This is a genomic window from Pseudomonas sp. NFX71, assembly GCF_048079215.1.
In the GTDB taxonomy this organism is placed as follows: Bacteria; Pseudomonadota; Gammaproteobacteria; order Pseudomonadales; family Pseudomonadaceae; genus Aquipseudomonas; species Aquipseudomonas fluorescens_B.
The window spans coordinates 1,184,564-1,203,963 of the sequence record NZ_CP182230.1 but is presented as its reverse complement, the minus strand read 5'-3'; the positions used below and the strand labels follow the sequence as shown (position 1 = coordinate 1,203,963).

Sequence of the window (19,400 nt, the reverse complement as noted above, 5' to 3'; positions counted from 1 at the left end):
CTCAGACCTCGGACGGGGTGGCGGCGCGATTGAGATCGGCCAGCGACAGGTGGCGATCGAACAGCGGCGCGAGGCTTTGGTCGTGGCTGACAAACAACAGGCTCGACCCGGCTTCGCGGCATTCGGCGAACAGCAGGCGAATGAAGTTTTCGCGAGCGTCGTAATCCAGCGCGGAAGTCGGTTCGTCGGCGATCACCAGTTCCGGCTGACCGATCAAGGCGCGGGCGGCGGCGACGCGTTGTTGCTGACCGATGGACAGCGAATCGGCGCGGCGGCCGAGGATGCTTTCATCCTTCAGGCCCAAGTGAGCGAGCAGGGTGGCAGCGGCCTGGTCGACGCTGCCGTGGCGCTGGATTGCCCGTTCGGCGCGCAACCTGGAGAAGTGGCAGGGCAACTCGACGTTCTCGCGCACCGAGAGAAACGGCAGCAGGTTGAACTGCTGGAAAATGTAGCCAGTGTGATCCACGCGGAAGCGGTCACGCGCACCGGCGCCGAGTTCGGTCAGTTCCTGGCCGAGCAGGCGAATGCTGCCGCGATCGGGCTTCTGCACGCCGCCAAGCAGGCCGAGCAGGGTGGTCTTGCCGCTGCCGCTGGGGCCTTTGAGGAACAGGGTTTGGCCGGGTTCCAGGCGGAAGGCCGGGATGTCCAGCAGCGGCGGGTGACCGGGCCAGCTGAAGCCCAGGTCGGACAGTTCGATAAGTGCTTGGGTCATGTGAAACCGGTCAGGTTGGTGGTGAACCCTGTCGGAGCGAGCCTGCTCGCCATGGGGGCATGACATTCAACATTGATGGTGACTGTTACGCCACTATCGCGAGCAGGCTCGCTCCTACATTTGGATGTGTGTTGGGGTCAGAACTTGAGGGCAGCCGCCTTGGCCGTCACTTCAACCCCTTGCTGCCCGCTCGGGCTGATCAGTTGTACCTGAATTTTCTGGGTGGCCGGGAAGGTGTTGAAGATGTTCGCCAGGTCCAGGGTTTTCAGGGCACCCGGGGCCGCACAGGTGAATTGATAGTGCGCGTGGATTTCGCTGTGATCGTGGTGATGTTCGTCTTTGGCATCGGCGTCGTGATCATCATCGGCATCCGGTTTGTCACCAAACAGCGGGCTTTCCAGTTCCTGGGTCGCCACCACACAACCGGCGGCCTTCGGCAGGTTGAACAGGGTAAGCGGTTTTTCCAGTTGCGTACGGACGGCGGCGACTTTGGCCTTGTCGGCGTCGGTGGTGGCAGCGTGTTCGAAACCCACCAGGTTCATCGCCGGGCTTTCCAGTTCCAGCTCCAGGGTCTGGCCGTCCAGCGCCGCGTTCAGGCGACCGACACCATGTTCGTGGGCGCCAAGGCTGCCGTGCTCATGTTCATGATCATGTTCATCAGCGGCATGGGCGACAGCCAACGGCAACAGGGCAAACGGCAAAGCGAGCAGCAGACGACGCATGGCGGGTCTCCGGAAGTAAAATGAATAAACTGTTATGTAATCTTATAACGAAAGTGCTGAGAGTTTGACCGCCCGCTTGGCGTTGCACAAGTCCCATGGGAGCATGTGGGTCAGAAATGTGCAGGAGCAGACTTATGTTGCGAATACGCGGAAGCATCGGCGACTGGCCAGTGGATTTGACCCTGGAGATGGACGACGGTGACTGGGCGCGGCTCGGCGCACAGTTGCAGGTGATCAAGCCTGAAACCAGCGTGGCGCCAGCGAAGCCGGTCAATCAGGACGATGCGCAGTGGCAGATCGCAAAGGATTTGCTGCGCAAGGCCGGACAATTGAGCGGGCCTGATTTGCTTGAGCAACTGGAAGGACTGACGGGCAGCCCATCGTCGGGCAAACGCCTGTTGGTGCGGTTACGCCATAGCGCGGAGGTGAAAGTGTCGAGCGGCGGGGATACGCCGCTCTATAGCTGGATCAACCCGGCTTAATACAGCGCAGCAAACAACTTGCGACGGTACGTGGTCACGAGCGGGTGATCATTGCCCAGCAGTTCGAACACCTGCAGCAAGGTCTTGTGCGGCAAGCCTTCGCTGTAGCTGCGGTTGCGGATGAACAGCTTGAGCAACGCATCCAGCGCCGCGTCGTACTGCTGACGGGCCAGTTGCTGGATCGCCAGTTGATACACCGTTTCATCGTCCTGCGGGTTCTGCGCCAGACGCGCCTTCAGGTCCGCGGCATCCGGCAAGTCCTTGGCCTGGCCGAGAAACTGGATCTGCGCTTTTGCGCCGGCCAATGCTGCCTTGTGTTCATCGCTTTTCACCGCGTCGAGTACGGCTTGCGCTTCACCCAGCTCGCCGCGTTCAGTCAGGCAACGGGCATACAGAATCAGTGCCTTGGCGTTGGTGTTGTCTTCGCCCAGCAGCACTTTGAGAATGGCTTCGGCGTCGGCGAAACGACTTTCGTCAAACAGCGCCTGGGCCTGATCGAATGGATCAGCCGCCGCGGGGGGCGGCATTTGTACGTGAGGCTCAAGCATCGCCCGTACGGCGGATTCCGGTTGCGCACCGGCAAAACCGTCCACCGGCTGGCCATCCTTGAACAACACCACGGTTGGCAGGCTGCGAATGCCGAAGCGGGCAACGATGTCCTGTTCGAGGTCGCAGTTGACCTTGGCCAGCAACAACTCGCCCTGATAGCTCTCGGCAATGGTCTGGAGCATCGGCATCAGCGCTTTGCAGGGCGCACACCATTCGGCCCAGAAATCCACCAGCACCGGTTTGTGGAAAGAGTTCTCGATCACCGACTGGTCGAAATCGGCAGTCGTGGCGTCGAAGATGTACGGCGTTTGCTGACTCATGGGGGATCTCTTGGAAGCGTGAATGGGGCCACTATAAGGCTTGGTGGGAGCTGCTGAAAGTCGGAACGCTGAGCGTGGGAACGATCAGGCTCGGGCGGCGTGGTACAGGCTCACATGCCGAAACTCTTCAGGCTCGGCCAGGTCTGGCAAGGTCATCGCTTCGAGTATGTCGATGCGTCGATACAGCGGGTGACGAAAATCCCTCACGCGCGAATCCGCCACCAGCGCTTCCCGTCCGCGACTCAAAAAATCATCGAGCAGCGGCAGGTTCGCCCGGTCGTACAGCACGTCGGCCACCAGAATCAGATCAAACCGGTCCGCCTCGGCGAAAAAGTCCGTTGAGTAGCTCAATTCCACTTCATTGAGTTCGGCATTCGCCCGACACGCGGCAATCGCCAGCGGATCCAGGTCGCAGGCCACCACTTCCAGCGCCCCGGCCTTGACTGCGGCAATCCCCGCCACTCCGGAACCGGCACCAAAATCCAGTACGCGTTTGCCTTTGACCCATTCGGGGAAGTCGGCGAGATAACGGGCCACCGCGAGCCCGCTGGCCCAGCAGAAACTCCAATACGGCGGCTCATGCAGAATCCGCCGGGTTTCTTCCGGGCTGAAGGCGCGACCCATGTTGTCGCCGTCGATCAGCCAGAGTTTCAGCTCGGTATCGGGCAAGGCGACAGGGACGAGCCGGGCGTCACCCAGCAATTCACTTAATGCCTGTTGCAGGTCGAGCGGTGCAATCATGGCGCTTTGACGAATTGCAGCTGGCCCAATGTCTGCGTGGTTGGTTGCGTGATGGCCTGCGCAGGCAGATGCAAAATCAGCTGGCCGGACTGACTGGCGCGACCCCGCAGTTCAACGCGGGCGCCGACCGGGAAAGATTCCGGGTTGAAGCGCAGATGAAACGGCAACACTTGATTGGTGCCGATCAGGCTGGAACTGGCGAGCAATTGCTGCGGGCGGTCTTTTTCGTCGATCACCAGCAGCGCCAGCTCGACTTCGGCGCCTGACGGCACACCTTGCAGGGTGCCACTCAATTCACGCTGATACGCGGGCAGCGGGCCGAGGTTGGCGGACTCTTTGGCTTTCTTCTGCGCCGCCTGCGGGGCAGGCCCTGGCGTCGGCGGCTGAGGCTTGGGTGCATCGCTGCTGCAGGCCACCAACAGGCTGAAAAGGCTGAGCAATACGAGCGGTCTGAGGGACATTTGCGGCTCCAGCAAGGTGAAATCCATGGATCGTTCTCTATAGCCAGTCTGTATACCGCAAACCCTATGGCTTGTCTTGCCACAGGGATGCGCTACCATGGCCCTCCCTTTTTTTGTTGCCTGCCACCATGCACTGTCCCTTCTGCGGTGCCAACGACACCAAGGTCATCGACTCGCGTCTGGTCGCCGAGGGCGAACAGGTGCGCCGCCGGCGTGAATGCCTGGCCTGCGGCGAGCGTTTCACGACGTTCGAAACCGCTGAACTGGTGTTGCCGCGCCTGATCAAAACCGACGGCAGCCGCCAGCCGTTCGACGAAGAAAAACTGCGCGCCGGCATGCAGCGTGCGCTGGAGAAGCGCCCGGTGAGTGTCGAGCGCCTCGAATCGTCGCTGGTGCACATCAAACACAAGCTGCGCGCCACCGGCGAGCGCGAGGTCAAGTCCCTCGTGGTCGGTGAACTGGTGATGGCCGAGCTGCAAAAGCTCGACGAAGTCGCCTACATTCGTTTCGCCTCCGTGTATCGGCGCTTCCAGGACCTCAACGAGTTCCGCGAAGAGATCGATCGCCTGGCCCGTGAGCCGGTGAAAGAATGACCTCCTCCCCAGAACAAGCCATCCTCGACGCCCATTACATGGCCCGCGCCCTGGAACTGGCGCGCAAAGGCTATTACACGACACACCCCAACCCTCGGGTCGGTTGCGTGATCGTGAAGGACGGGCAAATTGTCGGCGAAGGCTGGCACGAGCGCACCGGCGAACCCCACGCCGAAGTCCACGCCCTGCGTGCGGCGGGCGACAAGGCCCGTGGCGCCACCGCTTACGTGACCCTCGAACCGTGCAGCCACCACGGCCATACACCGCCCTGTGCCGATGCGCTGGTGAATGCCGGCGTCGCCCGCGTGGTCGCGGCGATGCAGGACCCGAACCCGTCGGTGGCCGGTCGTGGCATGCAGCGTCTGGCTCAGGCCGGCATCGTTATCGAAAGCGGTGTGCTGGAAGGCGAGGCGCGCAAGCTCAATCAAGGCTTCCTCAAACGCATGGAACACGGTTTGCCGTTCGTGCGGGTCAAGTTGGCCATGAGCCTCGACGGTCGCACGGCGATGGAAAGCGGCGAAAGCCAATGGATCACCGGCCCGGCTGCGCGCTCGGCGGTTCAACGCCTGCGCGCCCAGGCCAGCGTGGTGCTGACCGGCGCCGACACGGTGCTGGCCGACAAGGCCCGTTTGACCGTACGTGCGGATGAGTTGGGGCTGGACGCCGAGCAAACTGCGTTGGCCATGAGCCGCCCGCCGCTGCGCGTGCTGATCGACGGCCGTTTGCGCGTGCCGCTGGACGCGCCGTTCTTCAAGGCGGGCCCGGCGCTGGTCGCCACCTGCATGGCCATCGAAGAACAATACGCCAACGGTCCGGAATGCCTGATCGTGGCTGGCGACGATGGTTTGGTCGACTTGCGCAAGTTGCTGGTCGAACTGGCCAATCGCGGCGTCAATGAAGTGCTGGTCGAAGCGGGCCCGCGTCTGGCGGGGGCATTTGCCCAGCAAGGTCTGGTGGACGAGTTCCAGATCTTCATCGCCGGCAAGTTCCTCGGTTCTTCGGCCCGTCCATTGCTGGACTGGCCGCTGGCGCAGATGAAAGACGCGCCCGAGCTCAAAATCACTGAAATTCGCGCGGTTGGCGATGACTGGCGAGTCATTGCCATTCCTGCGCCAGCGGCGAGCGTATAATTTCCGGCCTGCGCCACGCGACGGCCCTGTTCTCGAGGAGGACTCCATGTTTACCGGCATCATCGAATCCATCGGCAGTATTCGTGCATTGACCCCAAAAGGCGGAGATGTGCGGGTACACGTAGAAACCGGCAAGCTCGACCTGAGCGACGTCAAGCTGGGCGACAGCATCGCGGTCAACGGCGTGTGCCTGACGGCGGTTGAACTGCCGGGCAATGGCTTTGCCGCGGACGTCAGTCGCGAAACCCTCGACTGCACCGCCATGAACGACCTGAAAAGCGGCAGCCCGGTCAACCTGGAAAAAGCCCTGACCCCGACCACTCGCCTCGGCGGGCATCTGGTCAGCGGTCACGTCGATGGCGTGGGTGAAGTGGTTGCCCGCACCGAGAACGCCCGCGCCGTGGAATTCCGCATTCGTGCGCCGAAGGAACTCGCCAAGTACATCGCCCATAAAGGCTCGATCACCGTCGACGGCACCAGCCTGACCGTGAACGCGGTCGATGGCGCCGAGTTCATGCTGACCATCATTCCGCACACCCTGAGCGAAACCATCATGGCGTCGTACCAGCCAGGTCGCCGGGTGAACCTTGAAGTCGACTTGCTTGCCCGTTACCTGGAGCGCCTGCTGTTGGGCGACAAGGCCGCAGAGCCAACTTCCAGTAACATCACAGAAAGCTTTCTGGCCGCCAACGGCTACCTAAAATCCTGACCCAAGGGGGTGCCTTGTGGCGCTCAATAGCATCGAAGAACTGGTTGAAGACATCCGCCAAGGCAAGATGGTCATCCTCATGGATGACGAAGACCGCGAGAACGAAGGCGACCTGATCATGGCCGCCGAGTGCTGCCAGCCTGAACACATCAACTTCATGGCCAAACACGCCCGTGGCCTGATCTGCATGCCGATGAGCCGCGAGCGCTGCGAACTGTTGAAGCTGCCGTTGATGGCACCGCGCAACGGTTCCGGCTTCGGCACCAAGTTCACCGTATCGATCGAAGCGGCTACTGGCGTGACTACCGGCATCTCCGCCGCCGACCGTGCGCGTACCGTGCAGGCCGCTGCCGCGAAAGACGCCAAGGCTGAAGACATCGTCAGCCCCGGCCACATCTTCCCGCTGATGGCCCAGGCCGGTGGCACCCTGGCTCGCGCCGGCCACACTGAAGCCGCCTGCGACCTCGCACGCATGGCCGGTTTCGAGCCGAGCGGCGTGATCTGCGAAGTGATGAACGACGACGGCACCATGTCCCGCCGCGCCGAACTCGAAGCCTTTGCTGCAGAACACAACATCAAGATCGGCACCATCGCCGACCTGATTCACTACCGGATGATCCACGAACGTACCGTTCAGCGGATTGCCGAGCAGCCGCTGGACAGCGAACTGGGCCAATTCAACCTGGTGACCTATCGTGACTCCGTGGAAGGCGACGTGCACATGGCCCTGACCCTGGGCAACGTGTGCGCCGAAGAACCGACCCTGGTTCGCGTGCACAACATGGACCCGCTGCGCGATTTGTTGATGGTCAAGCAGCCCGGCCGCTGGAGCCTGCGTGCCGCCATGGCCGCGGTTGCCGAGGCCGGCAGCGGCGTGGTGCTGTTGCTCGGTCACCCGCTCGATGGCGACGTGTTGCTGGCACACATCCGTGAAACGGCGGAGCACGCGCCGGTGAAAAAACCGACCACCTACAGCATTGTCGGTGCCGGTTCGCAGATCCTGCGGGACCTGGGCGTGCGCAAAATGCGCCTGATGAGTGCGCCGATGAAATTTAATGCGATATCCGGTTTCGATCTGGAAGTTGTAGAATACGTGCCCTCCGAATAATGACCGGTTGTTCCCGGCCCTGTATTCGCGGTTCAAATATCACTGAGGGACGCGTAGAAAACGCGTCCCGGCTCTTTAAGAGATCTAACGAATGACCCTGAAGACCATCGAAGGTACCTTCATCGCCCCTAAAGGCCGCTACGCTCTGGTAGTGGGCCGTTTCAACAGCTTCGTCGTTGAAAGCCTGGTCAGCGGTGCAGTTGATGCCCTGGTTCGCCATGGCGTGAGCGAAAGCGACATCACCATCATCCGTGCGCCTGGCGCCTTCGAAATCCCGCTGGTTGCGCAGAAAGTCGCTCAGAAGGGCGAGTTCGCAGCCATCATCGCTCTGGGCGCGGTCATTCGTGGCGGTACTCCGCACTTCGAATACGTGGCGGGCGAATGCACCAAGGGCCTGGCCCAGGTGTCCATGGAGTTCGGCGTGCCGGTCGCTTTCGGCGTGCTGACCGTTGATTCCATCGAGCAAGCCATCGAACGTTCCGGCACCAAGGCCGGTAACAAAGGTGCCGAAGCTGCCCTGTCCGCTCTGGAAATGGTCAGCCTGCTGGCGCAGTTGGAGGCCAAGTGATTAGCGACGAAAGCGATCGTTTCAACCCGCGCGATCCAAAGCCTGCGGACGCCGGCAAGCCATCGAAAAGCGTCAAGCGTCGCGAAGCCCGTCAGCTCGCGACTCAGGCGCTGTACCAGTGGCACATGGCCAAGCAGTCGCTGAACGAGATCGAAGCGCAGTTCCGGGTCGATAACGATTTCAGCGATGTCGACGGCGCCTACTTCCGTGAAATCCTCCACGGGGTTCCTGCGCAGAAGGACAAGATCGACGCCGCGCTCAAGCCTTGCCTCGACCTGACCATCGAAGAGCTCGACCCGGTTGAACTGGCGGTATTGCGCCTGTCCACCTGGGAACTGCTCGAGCGCGTTGATGTGCCGTACCGCGTTGTGATCAACGAAGGTATCGAGCTGGCGAAAGTCTTCGGTTCCACCGACGGCCACAAATTCGTCAACGGTGTACTCGACAAGCTGGCCCCGCGTCTGCGTGAAGCTGAAGTGAAGGCGTTCAAGCGCTGATCGGCGCTTGAAATCGCAATGGGTGAGTTTGAGCTGATCCGCAATTTCTTCGCCGCCGCGCCTTGTGCGCAGGGCGGTGAGGGCGTTGCCCTCGGGATCGGCGATGACTGCGCCTTGCTGGCTGTTCCCGCCGGGGAGCAGTTGGCTGTTTCCACCGACACGCTCGTGGCCGGTGTGCATTTCGCAGACCCTTGCGACCCGTTTCTGCTCGGTCAGCGCTCGCTGGCCGTAGCCGTCAGTGATCTGGCTGCCATGGGCGCCACGCCCATCGCCTTTACCCTTGCCCTGACCTTGCCTTCGGCGACCGCCGATTGGCTGCAAGCGTATGCCCGTGGTTTGAGCCTCATGGCCCAGAGCTGTGGTGTGGCGCTGGTGGGCGGCGATACCACCCGCGGGCCGTTGAGCCTGACCATGACAGTGTTCGGACGCGTGCCGGCAGGCAAGGCGCTGACCCGCAGCGGCGCTCAGGTCGGCGATTTGCTGTGTGTCGGCGGTGAGCTGGGCAACGCCGCCGGGGCCTTGCCCCTGGTGCTCGGTCAGCGAACTGCCGAAGCCGCCATCGCCGATCCGTTGCTGGCGCATTACTGGTCGCCGCAACCGCAACTCGCGTTGGGTCAGGCATTGCGCGGCAAGGCGACGTCGGCGCTGGACATCTCCGACGGCCTGCTCGCCGATTGCGGGCACATTGCGCTCGCGTCGAAGGTCGGCATTCAGGTTGAACGGGACCGATTGCCGCTGTCGAAGGCTTTAGTGGCCTTCCTCGGTCAACCGGGTGCCGAACACGCTGCCCTGAGCGGCGGAGACGATTACGTGCTGGCCTTCACCTTACCGTCCGTCGAGTTGTCGCGGATGGTGGCAGATGGCTGGCCAATTCATGTGGTCGGGCGTGTGGTGACGGGGCAGGGCGTCGTGCTGCTGGATGCTGCCGGACAAGACATCACCCCGCAAACCCGGGGCTATCAACATTTTCGGGAGACACCGTGACAGATCATCCCAAACAGGTTCCGGCGGAGTTCGTACCGCCGTCGGTCTGGCGCAATCCATGGCATTTCCTGGCGTTCGGCTTCGGTTCGGGCACCTTGCCAAAGGCACCGGGCACCTGGGGTTCCTTGGTTGCGCTACCCTTTATTCCGTTGTGGCAGATGCTGCCCGACTGGGGTTACTGGCTGATGCTGGGCATCACCATGCTGTTCGGCTTCTGGCTGTGCGGCAAAGTGGCCGACGATTTGCGGGTGCACGACCACGAAGGCATCGTCTGGGACGAAATGGTCGGGATGTGGATCACTCTCTGGCTGGTGCCGGAAGGCTGGTACTGGTTGCTCGCGGGTTTTCTGGTGTTCCGCTTCTTCGACATTCTCAAGCCGTGGCCGATTCACTGGATCGACCGGCACGTGCACGGCGGCGTCGGGATCATGCTCGACGACGTATTGGCCGGGGTGTTCGCGTGGTTGGCGATGCAGGGGCTGGTATGGATTTTCGCCTGATGAGTGGCGAAGCAGGAGACTAGGATGGCTCGACGCTGGTTGGCTCTGACGGGTTTCGCCCTGTTTGCTTCCCTCGCCCTGGCGGGGGAGGCAGTGACGACGCCAGCGGTGATTCATCTGGCCAGCGAAGACTGGGAAGACTACACCGCCGCCGATGGCCATGGTCTGGGTTGGGACGTGCTGCGTGAAGTCTTCGAGCCGGCCGGGGTCAAGCTGGACATCCGCACCGAGCCTTACATTCGCGCCATCGGCCTGGCCCAGCGGGGTGAAGTGGACGCCTGTGTCGGCGGCTATCGCGATGAAGTCAGCGACCTGCTGTATCCGCGTTGGAATTACGACACCGATCACATCTACGCCCTGGGGCTGGCCAGTAACCCGGCGCCGACCCCGGAGACCCTGGGCAATTATCGACTGGCCTGGGTTCGCGGCTATGATTTCCAGAATTACCTGCCCAACATAAGCCGCTATAACGAAGTCGTTCGGCGCACTGGCATTCTGTCGATGCTGACCCACGACCGCGCCGATTTCTACATCGACGCGCTGACCGAGGTGGATTACATCGTCCGCCAGGCCAAGGATCCGTCCCAGTTCCGACGCACGCACATCGCGGAATTGCCGCTGTATCTGTGCTTTGCCGATACACCCAAGGCGCGGGAGTTGATGGCTCTGTTCGACCGGCGAATGGAGGTGCTGGTCAAAAACGGCCGGCTGAAACCGATCTTCGAACGCTGGAAACAACCCTATCCCTTCGATTCGAACTGAACAAAGATCCTGCGCAGGTGATGATTCCTGTGTTCGCTCCCACAGGGCTAGAACAGGGCGGGGATCAAACTTTTAGATCGTTATGCTCCATAATTCAGCCTAAGCGTCTGTAGGAACGTGCTGTTACAATGCCGCGTCTGCGAATCTCCAGTACCTATTGATCAGGAGCACACCGGTGCCTGTCGTTTTTGTCGCCGCTTCCAAGCTGCCAACGCCTTTTGCGCAATTCACCATGCACGGCTTTCTCGATGAAGAGAACGGGCGTGAGCACGTCGTGCTGAGCCTCGGTGAGTTCGACGACGGTGCCCCGGTACTCGGCCGCTTGCACTCCGAATGCCTGACGGGCGATGCCTTGTTCAGCCAGCGCTGTGACTGCGGCTCGCAACTCGAGGCCGCGTTGCAGGCCATCGCCCGGGAAGGCCGTGGCGTGTTGCTGTACTTGCGTCAGGAAGGCCGTGGCATTGGCCTGCTGAACAAGATCCGCGCCTATGAATTGCAGGACGGCGGTGCCGACACCGTTGAAGCCAACGAGCGTCTGGGCTTCGCCGCGGACCAGCGCGACTACGCCATGTGCCTGCCAATGCTCGAGCATCTGGGGGTGAAATCCCTGCGTCTGATGACCAACAACCCACGCAAGGTCAAAGCCTTGACCGACATGGGCATTGTGGTTGCCGAGCGCGTTCCGCTGCACACCGGCCACAATCCGCACAACAAACTCTACCTGGCCACCAAAGCCAGCAAGCTTGACCACATGATGGGCAACGAGCATCAGGGCGAGGTAGACCGGGCGTGACCCGCGGTCAGGTGCGGCGGCGACTGGCCGTCAGCTGGTGGCAATACCTGGCGCTGGCCTTGGTGCCGCTGTTCGTGATCAACGGCGTATTCGGCCAGGGCGAGGCGCTTTTGCCAGTGTTGGCGATGCCATTGTTCATCGCCGGTGTGGCGTCGATGTTTGTCAGCCTGAAGTTTTTTGGTGGCTACAAACACGCGCTGATCGTCACCCAGAAAGCCCTCGATACCCCTGAAGAGCCTGCCGCCTGGATTACCCTCGCCGCTAAGCGCCGTTCAGCGTTTCTCGCGGCCGGCCTGCCTGCCTGGATTGGCGCTCTGGCGGTGTTCGTCGGGCTCGAAGCGGTGCCGTTGGTGCTGTTGGCGCTGTCGACAACGGTGCTGTTCTATCTCTACCGTATTCCGCGTCAACTCGGCTGATGCGCCGCATCGGGCTGGCGGTTCTGCTGCTGGCCGTCAGCGGCATGGCCTCTGCTATCGAACGCGTCGTCAGTCTCGCGCCGTCTCTGTCTGAAATCGTTGTTGAACTGGGTTCAGCCGATCTTCTGGTCGGTGTGCTCGATGCCGGCGATCGTCCTGCTGAACTCAAGGACCTTCCTTCCGTTGGCCACTACGGCCAATTGGACATGGAACGGCTGCTCAGCCTGAAACCTGATTTGCTGCTGCTCTGGCCCGGCAGCGTCGGCCCGGCCCAGCGTGAACAACTCAAGCGCTTGAACATCCCGACCTACGTCGCCGATCCGCACAACCTTGAACAACTGACCGCGCAAATCGAGGCGATCGCCCTGCAGCTCGGCCGTCCCGAGCGTGGCGTTTCATTGGCCAGCGATCTGCGTCAGCGCCTCGATGCACTGCGCCAGCGCTATCGACGGGACGAACCGTTACGAGTGTTTTATCAGGTCTGGGATCGTCCGCTGTACACCGTCGGCGGCGGGCAGATCATCAGTGATGCGCTGGAAGTGTGCGGTGCGCGCAATGTGTTTGCCGACCTGACATTGCCCGCGCCGCAGGTCAGTGTGGAGGCGGTGTTGCAGCGTAATCCCGAGGTGATCCTGGCCAGCGATCAGGCGCAGCTGGAGACGTGGAAGGCCTGGCCGCAGGTGGCGGCGGTGGCGCAGGATCAATTGCGGTTGGTGCTGGACAAGGGCCTGGAACGGCCGAGTGGGCAGATGATCGAAGCGACTGCGAAGCTTTGCCACATCATCGCGCCGGACCGCTGACCTGTGGCGAGGGAGCTTGCTCCCGCCGGGCTGCGAAGCGGCCCCAAATCCGTCAGTGCGTTACTTCAGGTGGGATCGCGTCAGCTTGTTTTGCGACTGCTGCGCAGTCGAGCGGGAGCAAGCTCCCTCGCCACAGGTGATCGGGTTGCTCTTAGAGCTCCGGTGTCCACGTCACCCCAAACATCCACGCCCGTCCTTCCTCACGATAGCCAAACTGGCTGCCGTCATGGCTGTACAGCGCCCGGCTGTAACCCTTGTCCAGCAGGTTATCGACCTTCAGCTCAAGCTTGATCTCACGATTCAGCGCCCAACTGCTGCGCAGTCCCAGCAGTGCATACCCGCCTAACGGCTGCTGATTGTTCTCATCGTCATAACTGCTGCTCACCGCTTGCCAACTGGCGCCGAAACCCAGCCGGTCGAACTGCCGATCCAGGTCCAGGCTCAACGTCCGCCGTGCGCGACGCGCCAGGGTGTGGCCACTGTCGCGATCCCGCGGGTCGATGATCGCCACGCCAAGAGCGCTCTGCCAGCCAAACAGTTCCTGCTTCAACGCCGCTTCAAATCCGTTGATCCGCGCGGAGGCGACGTTCTGCGGGCGGTCGTTGCTGCCGAAGATGATCGCGTCCTTGAGGTCGGTGCGATACAGCGAGGCTTCGAGGCGGCTGAAATCGGTCAGCTGACTGCGCCATTGCAGCTCATAGCTTTTCGAGGTTTCAGGCTTCAGGTCCGGATTGCTGAAACCCGGGTAATACAAGTCATTGAACGTCGGTGCGCGAAAGCCTTCGCTGTAGGTCAGCAGCACGTCGTTGTCCGGGTTCAGCGGCAAGGAGAACGTGCCGCTCCAGCTGTTCTGACTGCCGAACTGCTGGTTCTGGTCCCGACGCAGGCCCAGTTCCGTGGAGAAGCTGTCCGCCTGATAACGATGCTGAATAAACGCCGCACGGTTCCAGCGGCTGTCCTCGTCGAATGCGGTACTGCTGTTGATGCGGTCTTCGTACCAGTCGCCGCCGAGGATCAGGCTGTTGCGCTCGTTCAGCGTCAGGTCGTTCTGCCAGTTCACTGAGTCGCGATACGTGTTGAACACGCTGCGTTCGTCGCTGAGCTTGTCGAAGGACTTCTCGCGATTCTCGCTGTGGCCGAATTCGACGCGGGTTTTCCACAGGTCGTTGATGCGCGCGTCGACGTAACTGCTGACGCTGCTCACCGTGAATTCGTTGTAAGGCTGCTGCTGTAGCGATTTGAACGTGGTGGTATCAAAGCGGCCGAACGGATTGTCGAATGCGCTTTTGCCAAGGTTATCCAGCAGGTTGGCGCCGATTTCGAGGTCATCGGTGAGGGCGTGACTCAGGCTCAGGCTCAACGACTTGTTGCGATACTCATCGTGATCGCCATCGCTCGGGTACGACTCGTGGGTGCGATTGATCCCGGCGGTTTCATCAAGGCTGGCGCCCAGGTTGAAGCGGGTTTGCTCATTGCCACCGGATAATCCGAGGCTGCGCTCCCACGTCTGGTTGCTGCCAAAACCCATATGCAGACGCGGTTGCAGGCCTTGTTCTACGCCACGGCGGGTGAAAATCTGGATGACCCCGCCAATCGCATCGCTGCCGTAAATCACCGAACGGGAGCCGCGCAGCACTTCCACGCGCTCGATCTGTTCGATGTTGAGGTGTTGCAGGTTGCTGTCGCCGGACGTCGAGTTGCCGATGCGTTGACCATCCACCAGCACCAGGCTCTGCGCCGACTTTGTCCCCCGAATGTAAATCCCCGGCAGGCTGCCTCGCCCGCCGGTTTGGCCGACCTGCACGCCCGGCACCCTACGCAGCAAGTCGGTGACGCTGCCCGGTTGCAGGCGGTCGATGTCTTCGCGGGTGAATACGGTGTTGGCGGCGCTGCTGTCGTTGCGGGCTTCAACCTGGCGGTTGGCGCTGATCAGCACGTCGGGCAGCTTCAGGGCCTGGTCGCGTTCGAAGGTGTCGGCCAGCAGGTGTCCGGACGGCAGAAGCGTCAGCGTCAGGGCGAGGGGGGAGAGTTTCATGGGCAGTCCGTTGACGCTTTAAAGCGAATACAAGTTTTGAAGGGCACAGAAAACCAATGTGGGAGCGAGCCTGCTCGCGATTGCGGTCGTTCAGTCAACATCTACATTGACTGACAGACCGCAATCGCGAGCAGGCTCGCTCCCACAGGTATTGCATTTATTCAGCGGGTCAGATGTTCAGCAGTTCCAGGCGTTCACGCACCGACGCTTCAATGCCGGCTTCATCCAACCCGCACTCGGCCAGCATTTGCGCCGGCTTGGCGTGCTCGACATAGCTGTCCGGCAAGCCCAGGTGCAGCATCGACTTGAGGATGTTTTCCCGGGCGAGGAATTCGCTCACCGCACCACCGGCACCGCCCATGATCGCGTTTTCTTCGATGGTCACCAGCAACTCATGGCTGCCGGCAATCTCGCGAACCAGCGCTTCATCCAGCGGTTTGACGAAACGCATGTCGACCACGGTGGCATCCAGCGTCTCGGCGACTTTCAGCGCTTCGGCCAGTTGTACGCCAAACACCAGCAGGGCAACTTTGCTGCCCTGGCGGCGAACCACGCCCTTGCCGATTTCGATCGGTTGCAGGTCTTTTTCGATGGTTGCGTTCGGGCCGTTGCCGCGCGGGTAACGCACCGCTGCCGGGCCGTTGTACAGGTGGCCGGTGGTGAGCATTTTGCGCAGTTCGTTTTCATCGCTCGGGGTCATCACCAGCATGCCGGGGATGCAGCGCAGGAACGACAGATCGAAACTGCCCGCGTGCGTCGGGCCGTCTTCGCCCACCAGACCTGCGCGGTCGATGGCGAACAGCACGTCGAGGTTTTGCACCGCGACGTCGTGGATCAGTTGATCGTAGCCGCGTTGCAGGAAGGTCGAGTAAATCGCCACCACCGGTTTCGCACCTTCGCAGGCCATGCCGGCCGCGAAGGTCACGGCGTGTTGCTCGGCAATGGCTACGTCGAAATAACGCAGCGGAAAACGCTCGCTGAACGCCACCAGATCGGAGCCTTCCTTCATCGCCGGCGTAATACCGACCAGGCGTGGATCAGACGCCGCCATGTCGCACAGCCATTCACCGAACACACCGGAATACTTCGGTCCGCCCGCCTTTTTCGGCGCAGCGGCCGGCGCGTCGACCGGTTCGAGCTTGGTGATCGCGTGGTAACCGATCGGGTCGACTTCCGCCGGGGCGAAGCCTTTGCCTTTCTTGGTGACGACGTGCAGGAATTGCGGGCCTTTCAGATCGCGCATGTTGCGCAGGGTGGCGATCAGGGTTGGCAGGTCATGGCCATCGATCGGGCCGATGTAGTTCCAGCCCAACTCTTCGAACAGCGTGCCGGGGACCAGCATGCCTTTGGCGTATTCTTCGGTGCGGCGGGCGATTTCCCAGGCGCCGGGCAGGCGCGACAGGACCTTTTTGCTGCCTTCGCGCATGCTCGCGTAGGTGCGGCTGGAAAGGATTTTCGCCAGGTAATTCGACAAGCCACCGACGTTGCGCGAGATCGACATGTCGTTGTCGTTGAGGATCACCAGCATGTTGGCGTTCACTTCCGGCGCGTGGTTCAGCGCTTCGAAGGCCATGCCGGCGGTCAACGCGCCGTCGCCGATCACCGCAATGGCCTTGCGATCACTGTTCTGCAGGCGGGCGGCAATGGCCATGCCCAGCGCTGCGCTGATCGAGGTGCTGGAGTGGCCGACGCCAAAGGTGTCGTACTCGCTCTCGGAACGACGCGGGAAGGCTGCAACACCGTCCTTCTGGCGCAGGGTGGCCATGCGCTCGCGACGGCCGGTGAGGATTTTGTGCGGATAAGCCTGATGACCCACGTCCCACACCAGCCGGTCGTCCGGGGTGTCGAAGACGTAATGCAACGCGATGGTCAGCTCGATGACGCCCAGGCCTGCACCGAAATGCCCGCCGGTCTGACCGACCGTGTAGAGCAATTCCAGGCGCAACTCATCGGCCAGGGTTTCCAGCTCGGCTTCGCCTAACCGGCGCAGGCCGTCCGGCGTGTTGGCACGGTCGAGCAGGGGCGTGGTCGGGCGCTTGCGGGGAATCTCATGAAACGTCGTGGGCATCAGGCGAATCGTTATAGGTATAGAAGAGGCGGCAGTTTACCTGATGCATCGGCCCCTGCCCACGCGTTGGTCTTTTTTGGCGGATACGCCGTCAGCTGCGGCGGTCGACGATATAACGGGCCAGGTCGCGCAACGGCTCGGCGGCCGCGTCAAACGGTCGCAGCGCGTGCAGGGCCTGGTCGCGCAGTTCCAGGGCGTAGGCCTTGGCCGCATCGAGGCCGAGCAGGGCCGGGTAGGTCGGCTTGTCGCGAGCGATGTCGGCGCCCTGGCGTTTGCCAAGGGTCTCGGTGTCACTTTCGACGTCAAGAATGTCGTCCTGCACTTGAAATGCCAGGCCGATGGCCTGTGCATACGCCTTCAAGGACTTCAGTTCGTCCTTCTCGGCACGGCCGCTGGCCAGGGCGCCGAGTTTGACGCTGACCTCGATCAGCGCGCCGGTCTTGTGCCGGTGCATGGTTTCCAGGGCTTTTTGATCGAGCTTCAAGCCCACCGAACCGAGGTCGATGGCTTGGCCGCCGACCATGCCCGCCGGGCCTGCCGCCAACGCCAGAGCGCTGACCATTTGCAGGCGAATCTCTGCCTCCGATGAGCTCAGGCGCGGGTCGAGCAGGGCGCTGAACGCCAGGCTCTGCAAACCGTCGCCGGCGAGAATCGCGCAGGCTTCATCGAATTTTTTGTGGGTGGTTGGCTGGCCGCGCCGCAGATCGTCATCGTCCATCGCCGGCAGATCGTCGTGAACCAGGGAATAAGCGTGAATCAGCTCCACCGCGCAGGCCGCGCCGTTGGCTTGCTCAGCCTTGCCGCCCAACGCTTCGCACGCGGCGTAGGCCAGCAATGGACGAACGCGTTTACCGCCGTTCATCACGCTGTAGCGCATGGCTTCGTACAGCCGCGCGAGTTCCGGGCTTGGCGCGTTGAACAAGGTTTCCAGTGCCGCATTGACGCGGGCCTGGCTGGTCGCCGAATACGCTGCAATCATTCTGGTTGATCCGCGTCGAAGGGTTCCTCGGCCAGCTCGCCATCACGCTCGAGCAGCACTTGAACCTTTTGCTCGGCCTGGGCCAGCGCTGCCTGGCAATCGCGGGTCAGACCGATGCCCTGCTCGAAAGCGGTCAGCGAGTCTTCCAGCGACAGTTCGCCGTTCTCCAGTCGCTCCACCAGCGTTTGCAGGTCGGCGAGGGATTGTTCGAAATCCAGTGCAGCTTTTTTACGGGCCATGGCGGCGATTTCCGGTTGACGTTAAACCGGCGCGACACTAGCAGACATGGGGGTTATGGGCAAATGAGCGGCCGTTGTCAGCTGGGGATTTGGTTGTACACCATCAATCCCCCGCTGCCTGATACACCGTCATCGCAGGCAAGCCAGCTCCCACAGGGTTTCGGATACATCCGCGAGAACAGAATTGTTCGGCTCATTTTGTAAGCCGAATAAGGCTGCTATTCGGCTCACGCCTGACAACATCGTGATAACCCCCGCAATTCGAGATGTATCCGATTGTTAAAAATCCTCCAAATGGCTAACCTTCGCGGCTTCTACGACCCAATAGTCACGGGTCTTTCTGACGAAACGCAGTTTTTGGATCTGTAACGCGCCGAGGATCAGGCGCAAGGTTTCGTTATGCATGGCAGGAGGCGTCACATGCGTTCATTTTTTCTATGCCTGATGGGGTGGGTCTGCGCGACGGCTGCCTGCGCCGAGCCGACGGCCGAGCTGTCGGAGCCGGTGGGCGGCTGGCGCTACAACGGCCTGCTCGATCGCAGCGAAAACCCACAAGTGGCCTATCCCACGCCGCCCATCGACCGGGGCGTGCAGCGCAATCGCACGATGATCCAGGGCCAGCTCAAGGCCATTGGCACGCAACGCGGGCCGCACACGCTGGCGGTCAACGGCAATCCATTGAACCTCTACACCGACGACCAAGGACGTTTCGCCCGGCCGTACGCGTTTGGCGCCGGTTCCAATAGCGTCGAAGTGCGCAGTGCCGAAGGCAAATCCCTCAAGCGCGTTCAGTTCTACGAAGCCAATAACCTGCGCACCCCGGCGCGGATTCGCGTGGTGCTGGGTTGGGACGATCCGAAGGCTGAACTCGACCTGCACATTATTACCCCCGACGGCCAGCATGCGTTCTGGGCTCGCCCGGCGATGAGCAACGGCGGTGGCCTGGACCCGGACGGCGTCGATGGCCCCGGCCCGGAAATGTTCACCATGACCGCGCCGCTGCATGGCACCTATCTGGTTTACGTGAACTATTGGGGCAACTTCGGCAGCGGCGGCTATAACTTCGATGAGACCAGCAACCAGAACGAGGTGATCACCTCGCAGATCAATCTGGTGCTCAACGAAAACACCGTCGACGAAAAACGCGAGACCTTCATCGTGCCCCTGCGCGCGATCGGTGACCTGCTGCTGGTCAAGACTTTCAACTATTAAGCATCCCGCTCCACGGATGA

General features: G+C 61.7%; 23 protein-coding genes. 14 read left to right on the top strand and 9 right to left on the bottom strand.

The genetic code is table 11. The annotated features are described in order from the left end of the window. Nucleotide 1 precedes the first annotated feature (1 nt). Nucleotides 2-712: an ABC transporter ATP-binding protein gene (locus ACM1ZW_RS05555; RefSeq protein ID WP_414878149.1), complete on the bottom strand. Its 711-nt coding sequence runs from the start codon at nt 710-712 to the stop codon at nt 2-4. Nucleotides 713-849: 137 nt separating this feature from the next. Further along, the gene (locus tag ACM1ZW_RS05550) at nt 850-1,434 is read right to left on the bottom strand and encodes a DUF2796 domain-containing protein (RefSeq protein ID WP_017341045.1); all 585 of its coding nucleotides are present in this window, start codon (nt 1,432-1,434) and stop codon (nt 850-852) included. 134 nt (nt 1,435-1,568) lie between these two features. Between ACM1ZW_RS05550 and ACM1ZW_RS05545 the strand changes: the two genes are divergently transcribed. Beyond that, on the top strand, nt 1,569-1,916 hold the full coding sequence (locus ACM1ZW_RS05545; RefSeq protein WP_017341044.1) for a hypothetical protein: 348 nt from the start codon (nt 1,569-1,571) through the stop codon (nt 1,914-1,916). Here ACM1ZW_RS05545 and trxA read toward each other — a convergent pair. The 3 genes from trxA to ACM1ZW_RS05530 form a co-directional block, all read right to left on the bottom strand. Beyond that, a complete protein-coding gene (gene trxA, locus ACM1ZW_RS05540) occupies nt 1,913-2,785 on the bottom strand; it encodes a thioredoxin (protein WP_416740293.1) in 873 nt (290 codons plus the stop codon). The two genes, ACM1ZW_RS05545 and trxA, sit on opposite strands and share 4 nt — an antisense overlap. A gap of 84 nt (nt 2,786-2,869) precedes the next feature. Then, entirely contained in the window at nt 2,870-3,526 is a 657-nt protein-coding gene (locus tag ACM1ZW_RS05535) for a class I SAM-dependent methyltransferase (protein ID WP_416740292.1), read from the bottom strand. Continuing rightward, nucleotides 3,523-3,987 (bottom strand): YbaY family lipoprotein, encoded by a 465-nt coding sequence (locus ACM1ZW_RS05530; RefSeq protein ID WP_031319153.1) that lies wholly within the window; start codon nt 3,985-3,987, stop codon nt 3,523-3,525. Before ACM1ZW_RS05530 ends, ACM1ZW_RS05535 begins: the two co-directional genes overlap by 4 nt. A 128-nt stretch (nt 3,988-4,115) precedes the next feature. Here ACM1ZW_RS05530 and nrdR point away from each other — a divergent pair, with 128 nt between their 5' ends. The 12 genes from nrdR to ACM1ZW_RS05470 all read left to right on the top strand — a co-directional run bounded on the left by nrdR (nt 4,116) and on the right by ACM1ZW_RS05470 (nt 12,847). Beyond that, entirely contained in the window at nt 4,116-4,580 is a 465-nt protein-coding gene (gene nrdR, locus ACM1ZW_RS05525) for a transcriptional regulator NrdR (RefSeq protein WP_003228656.1), read from the top strand. Then, entirely contained in the window at nt 4,577-5,710 is a 1,134-nt protein-coding gene (gene ribD, locus ACM1ZW_RS05520; RefSeq protein WP_017341039.1) for a bifunctional diaminohydroxyphosphoribosylaminopyrimidine deaminase/5-amino-6-(5-phosphoribosylamino)uracil reductase RibD, read from the top strand. The genes nrdR and ribD overlap by 4 nt, the downstream gene beginning before the upstream one ends. A 46-nt stretch (nt 5,711-5,756) precedes the next feature. Next, nucleotides 5,757-6,419: a riboflavin synthase gene (locus ACM1ZW_RS05515; protein WP_017341038.1), complete on the top strand. Its 663-nt coding sequence runs from the start codon at nt 5,757-5,759 to the stop codon at nt 6,417-6,419. 16 nt (nt 6,420-6,435) lie between these two features. Then, nucleotides 6,436-7,527, top strand: coding sequence for a bifunctional 3,4-dihydroxy-2-butanone-4-phosphate synthase/GTP cyclohydrolase II (gene ribBA, locus ACM1ZW_RS05510; RefSeq protein WP_017341037.1), 1,092 nt, complete (start codon nt 6,436-6,438; stop codon nt 7,525-7,527). Nucleotides 7,528-7,618: 91 nt separating this feature from the next. After that, nucleotides 7,619-8,095, top strand: coding sequence for a 6,7-dimethyl-8-ribityllumazine synthase (gene ribE, locus ACM1ZW_RS05505; RefSeq protein WP_003228649.1), 477 nt, complete (start codon nt 7,619-7,621; stop codon nt 8,093-8,095). Beyond that, nucleotides 8,092-8,592 carry a transcription antitermination factor NusB gene (gene nusB, locus ACM1ZW_RS05500; RefSeq protein WP_008033741.1) on the top strand — a complete coding sequence of 167 codons (501 nt, stop codon included), beginning with the start codon at nt 8,092-8,094 and terminating at the stop codon, nt 8,590-8,592. The genes ribE and nusB overlap by 4 nt, the downstream gene beginning before the upstream one ends. A gap of 18 nt (nt 8,593-8,610) precedes the next feature. Beyond that, a complete protein-coding gene (gene thiL / locus ACM1ZW_RS05495) occupies nt 8,611-9,576 on the top strand; it encodes a thiamine-phosphate kinase (RefSeq protein ID WP_017341036.1) in 966 nt (321 codons plus the stop codon). After that, on the top strand, nt 9,573-10,076 hold the full coding sequence (locus tag ACM1ZW_RS05490; protein ID WP_008033735.1) for a phosphatidylglycerophosphatase A: 504 nt from the start codon (nt 9,573-9,575) through the stop codon (nt 10,074-10,076). The genes thiL and ACM1ZW_RS05490 overlap by 4 nt, the downstream gene beginning before the upstream one ends. Before the next feature lie 24 nt (nt 10,077-10,100). Beyond that, on the top strand, nt 10,101-10,838 hold the full coding sequence (locus ACM1ZW_RS05485) for a substrate-binding periplasmic protein (RefSeq protein ID WP_416740291.1): 738 nt from the start codon (nt 10,101-10,103) through the stop codon (nt 10,836-10,838). Between the two features lie 175 nt (nt 10,839-11,013). Next, nucleotides 11,014-11,631 (top strand): GTP cyclohydrolase II, encoded by a 618-nt coding sequence (gene ribA, locus ACM1ZW_RS05480; RefSeq protein WP_008033730.1) that lies wholly within the window; start codon nt 11,014-11,016, stop codon nt 11,629-11,631. Beyond that, entirely contained in the window at nt 11,628-12,047 is a 420-nt protein-coding gene (locus ACM1ZW_RS05475; RefSeq protein WP_414878142.1) for an MFS transporter, read from the top strand. Before ribA ends, ACM1ZW_RS05475 begins: the two co-directional genes overlap by 4 nt. Beyond that, entirely contained in the window at nt 12,047-12,847 is an 801-nt protein-coding gene (locus tag ACM1ZW_RS05470; protein ID WP_416740290.1) for a cobalamin-binding protein, read from the top strand. The genes ACM1ZW_RS05475 and ACM1ZW_RS05470 overlap by 1 nt, the downstream gene beginning before the upstream one ends. A gap of 151 nt (nt 12,848-12,998) precedes the next feature. Here ACM1ZW_RS05470 and ACM1ZW_RS05465 read toward each other — a convergent pair whose 3' ends face one another. From ACM1ZW_RS05465 to ACM1ZW_RS05450, 4 genes are all read right to left on the bottom strand, one after another. Next, nucleotides 12,999-14,882, bottom strand: a complete 1,884-nt coding sequence (locus tag ACM1ZW_RS05465) for a TonB-dependent receptor domain-containing protein (RefSeq protein ID WP_416740289.1) — start codon at nt 14,880-14,882, stop codon at nt 12,999-13,001. A gap of 169 nt (nt 14,883-15,051) precedes the next feature. Beyond that, entirely contained in the window at nt 15,052-16,950 is a 1,899-nt protein-coding gene (gene dxs, locus ACM1ZW_RS05460) for a 1-deoxy-D-xylulose-5-phosphate synthase (protein ID WP_017341031.1), read from the bottom strand. 91 nt (nt 16,951-17,041) lie between these two features. Continuing rightward, entirely contained in the window at nt 17,042-17,929 is an 888-nt protein-coding gene (ispA, locus tag ACM1ZW_RS05455; RefSeq protein WP_017341030.1) for a (2E,6E)-farnesyl diphosphate synthase, read from the bottom strand. Beyond that, the gene (locus ACM1ZW_RS05450) at nt 17,926-18,168 is read right to left on the bottom strand and encodes an exodeoxyribonuclease VII small subunit (RefSeq protein ID WP_007894317.1); all 243 of its coding nucleotides are present in this window, start codon (nt 18,166-18,168) and stop codon (nt 17,926-17,928) included. Before ACM1ZW_RS05450 ends, ispA begins: the two co-directional genes overlap by 4 nt. Nucleotides 18,169-18,588: 420 nt before the next feature. On the opposite strand from ACM1ZW_RS05450, the gene ACM1ZW_RS05445 reads away from it, so the two are divergent. Continuing rightward, complete coding sequence (locus tag ACM1ZW_RS05445; RefSeq protein WP_414878139.1) at nt 18,589-19,380, top strand: YfaP family protein; 792 nt, start codon at nt 18,589-18,591, stop codon at nt 19,378-19,380. The last annotated feature ends 20 nt before the right edge of the window (nt 19,381-19,400 follow it).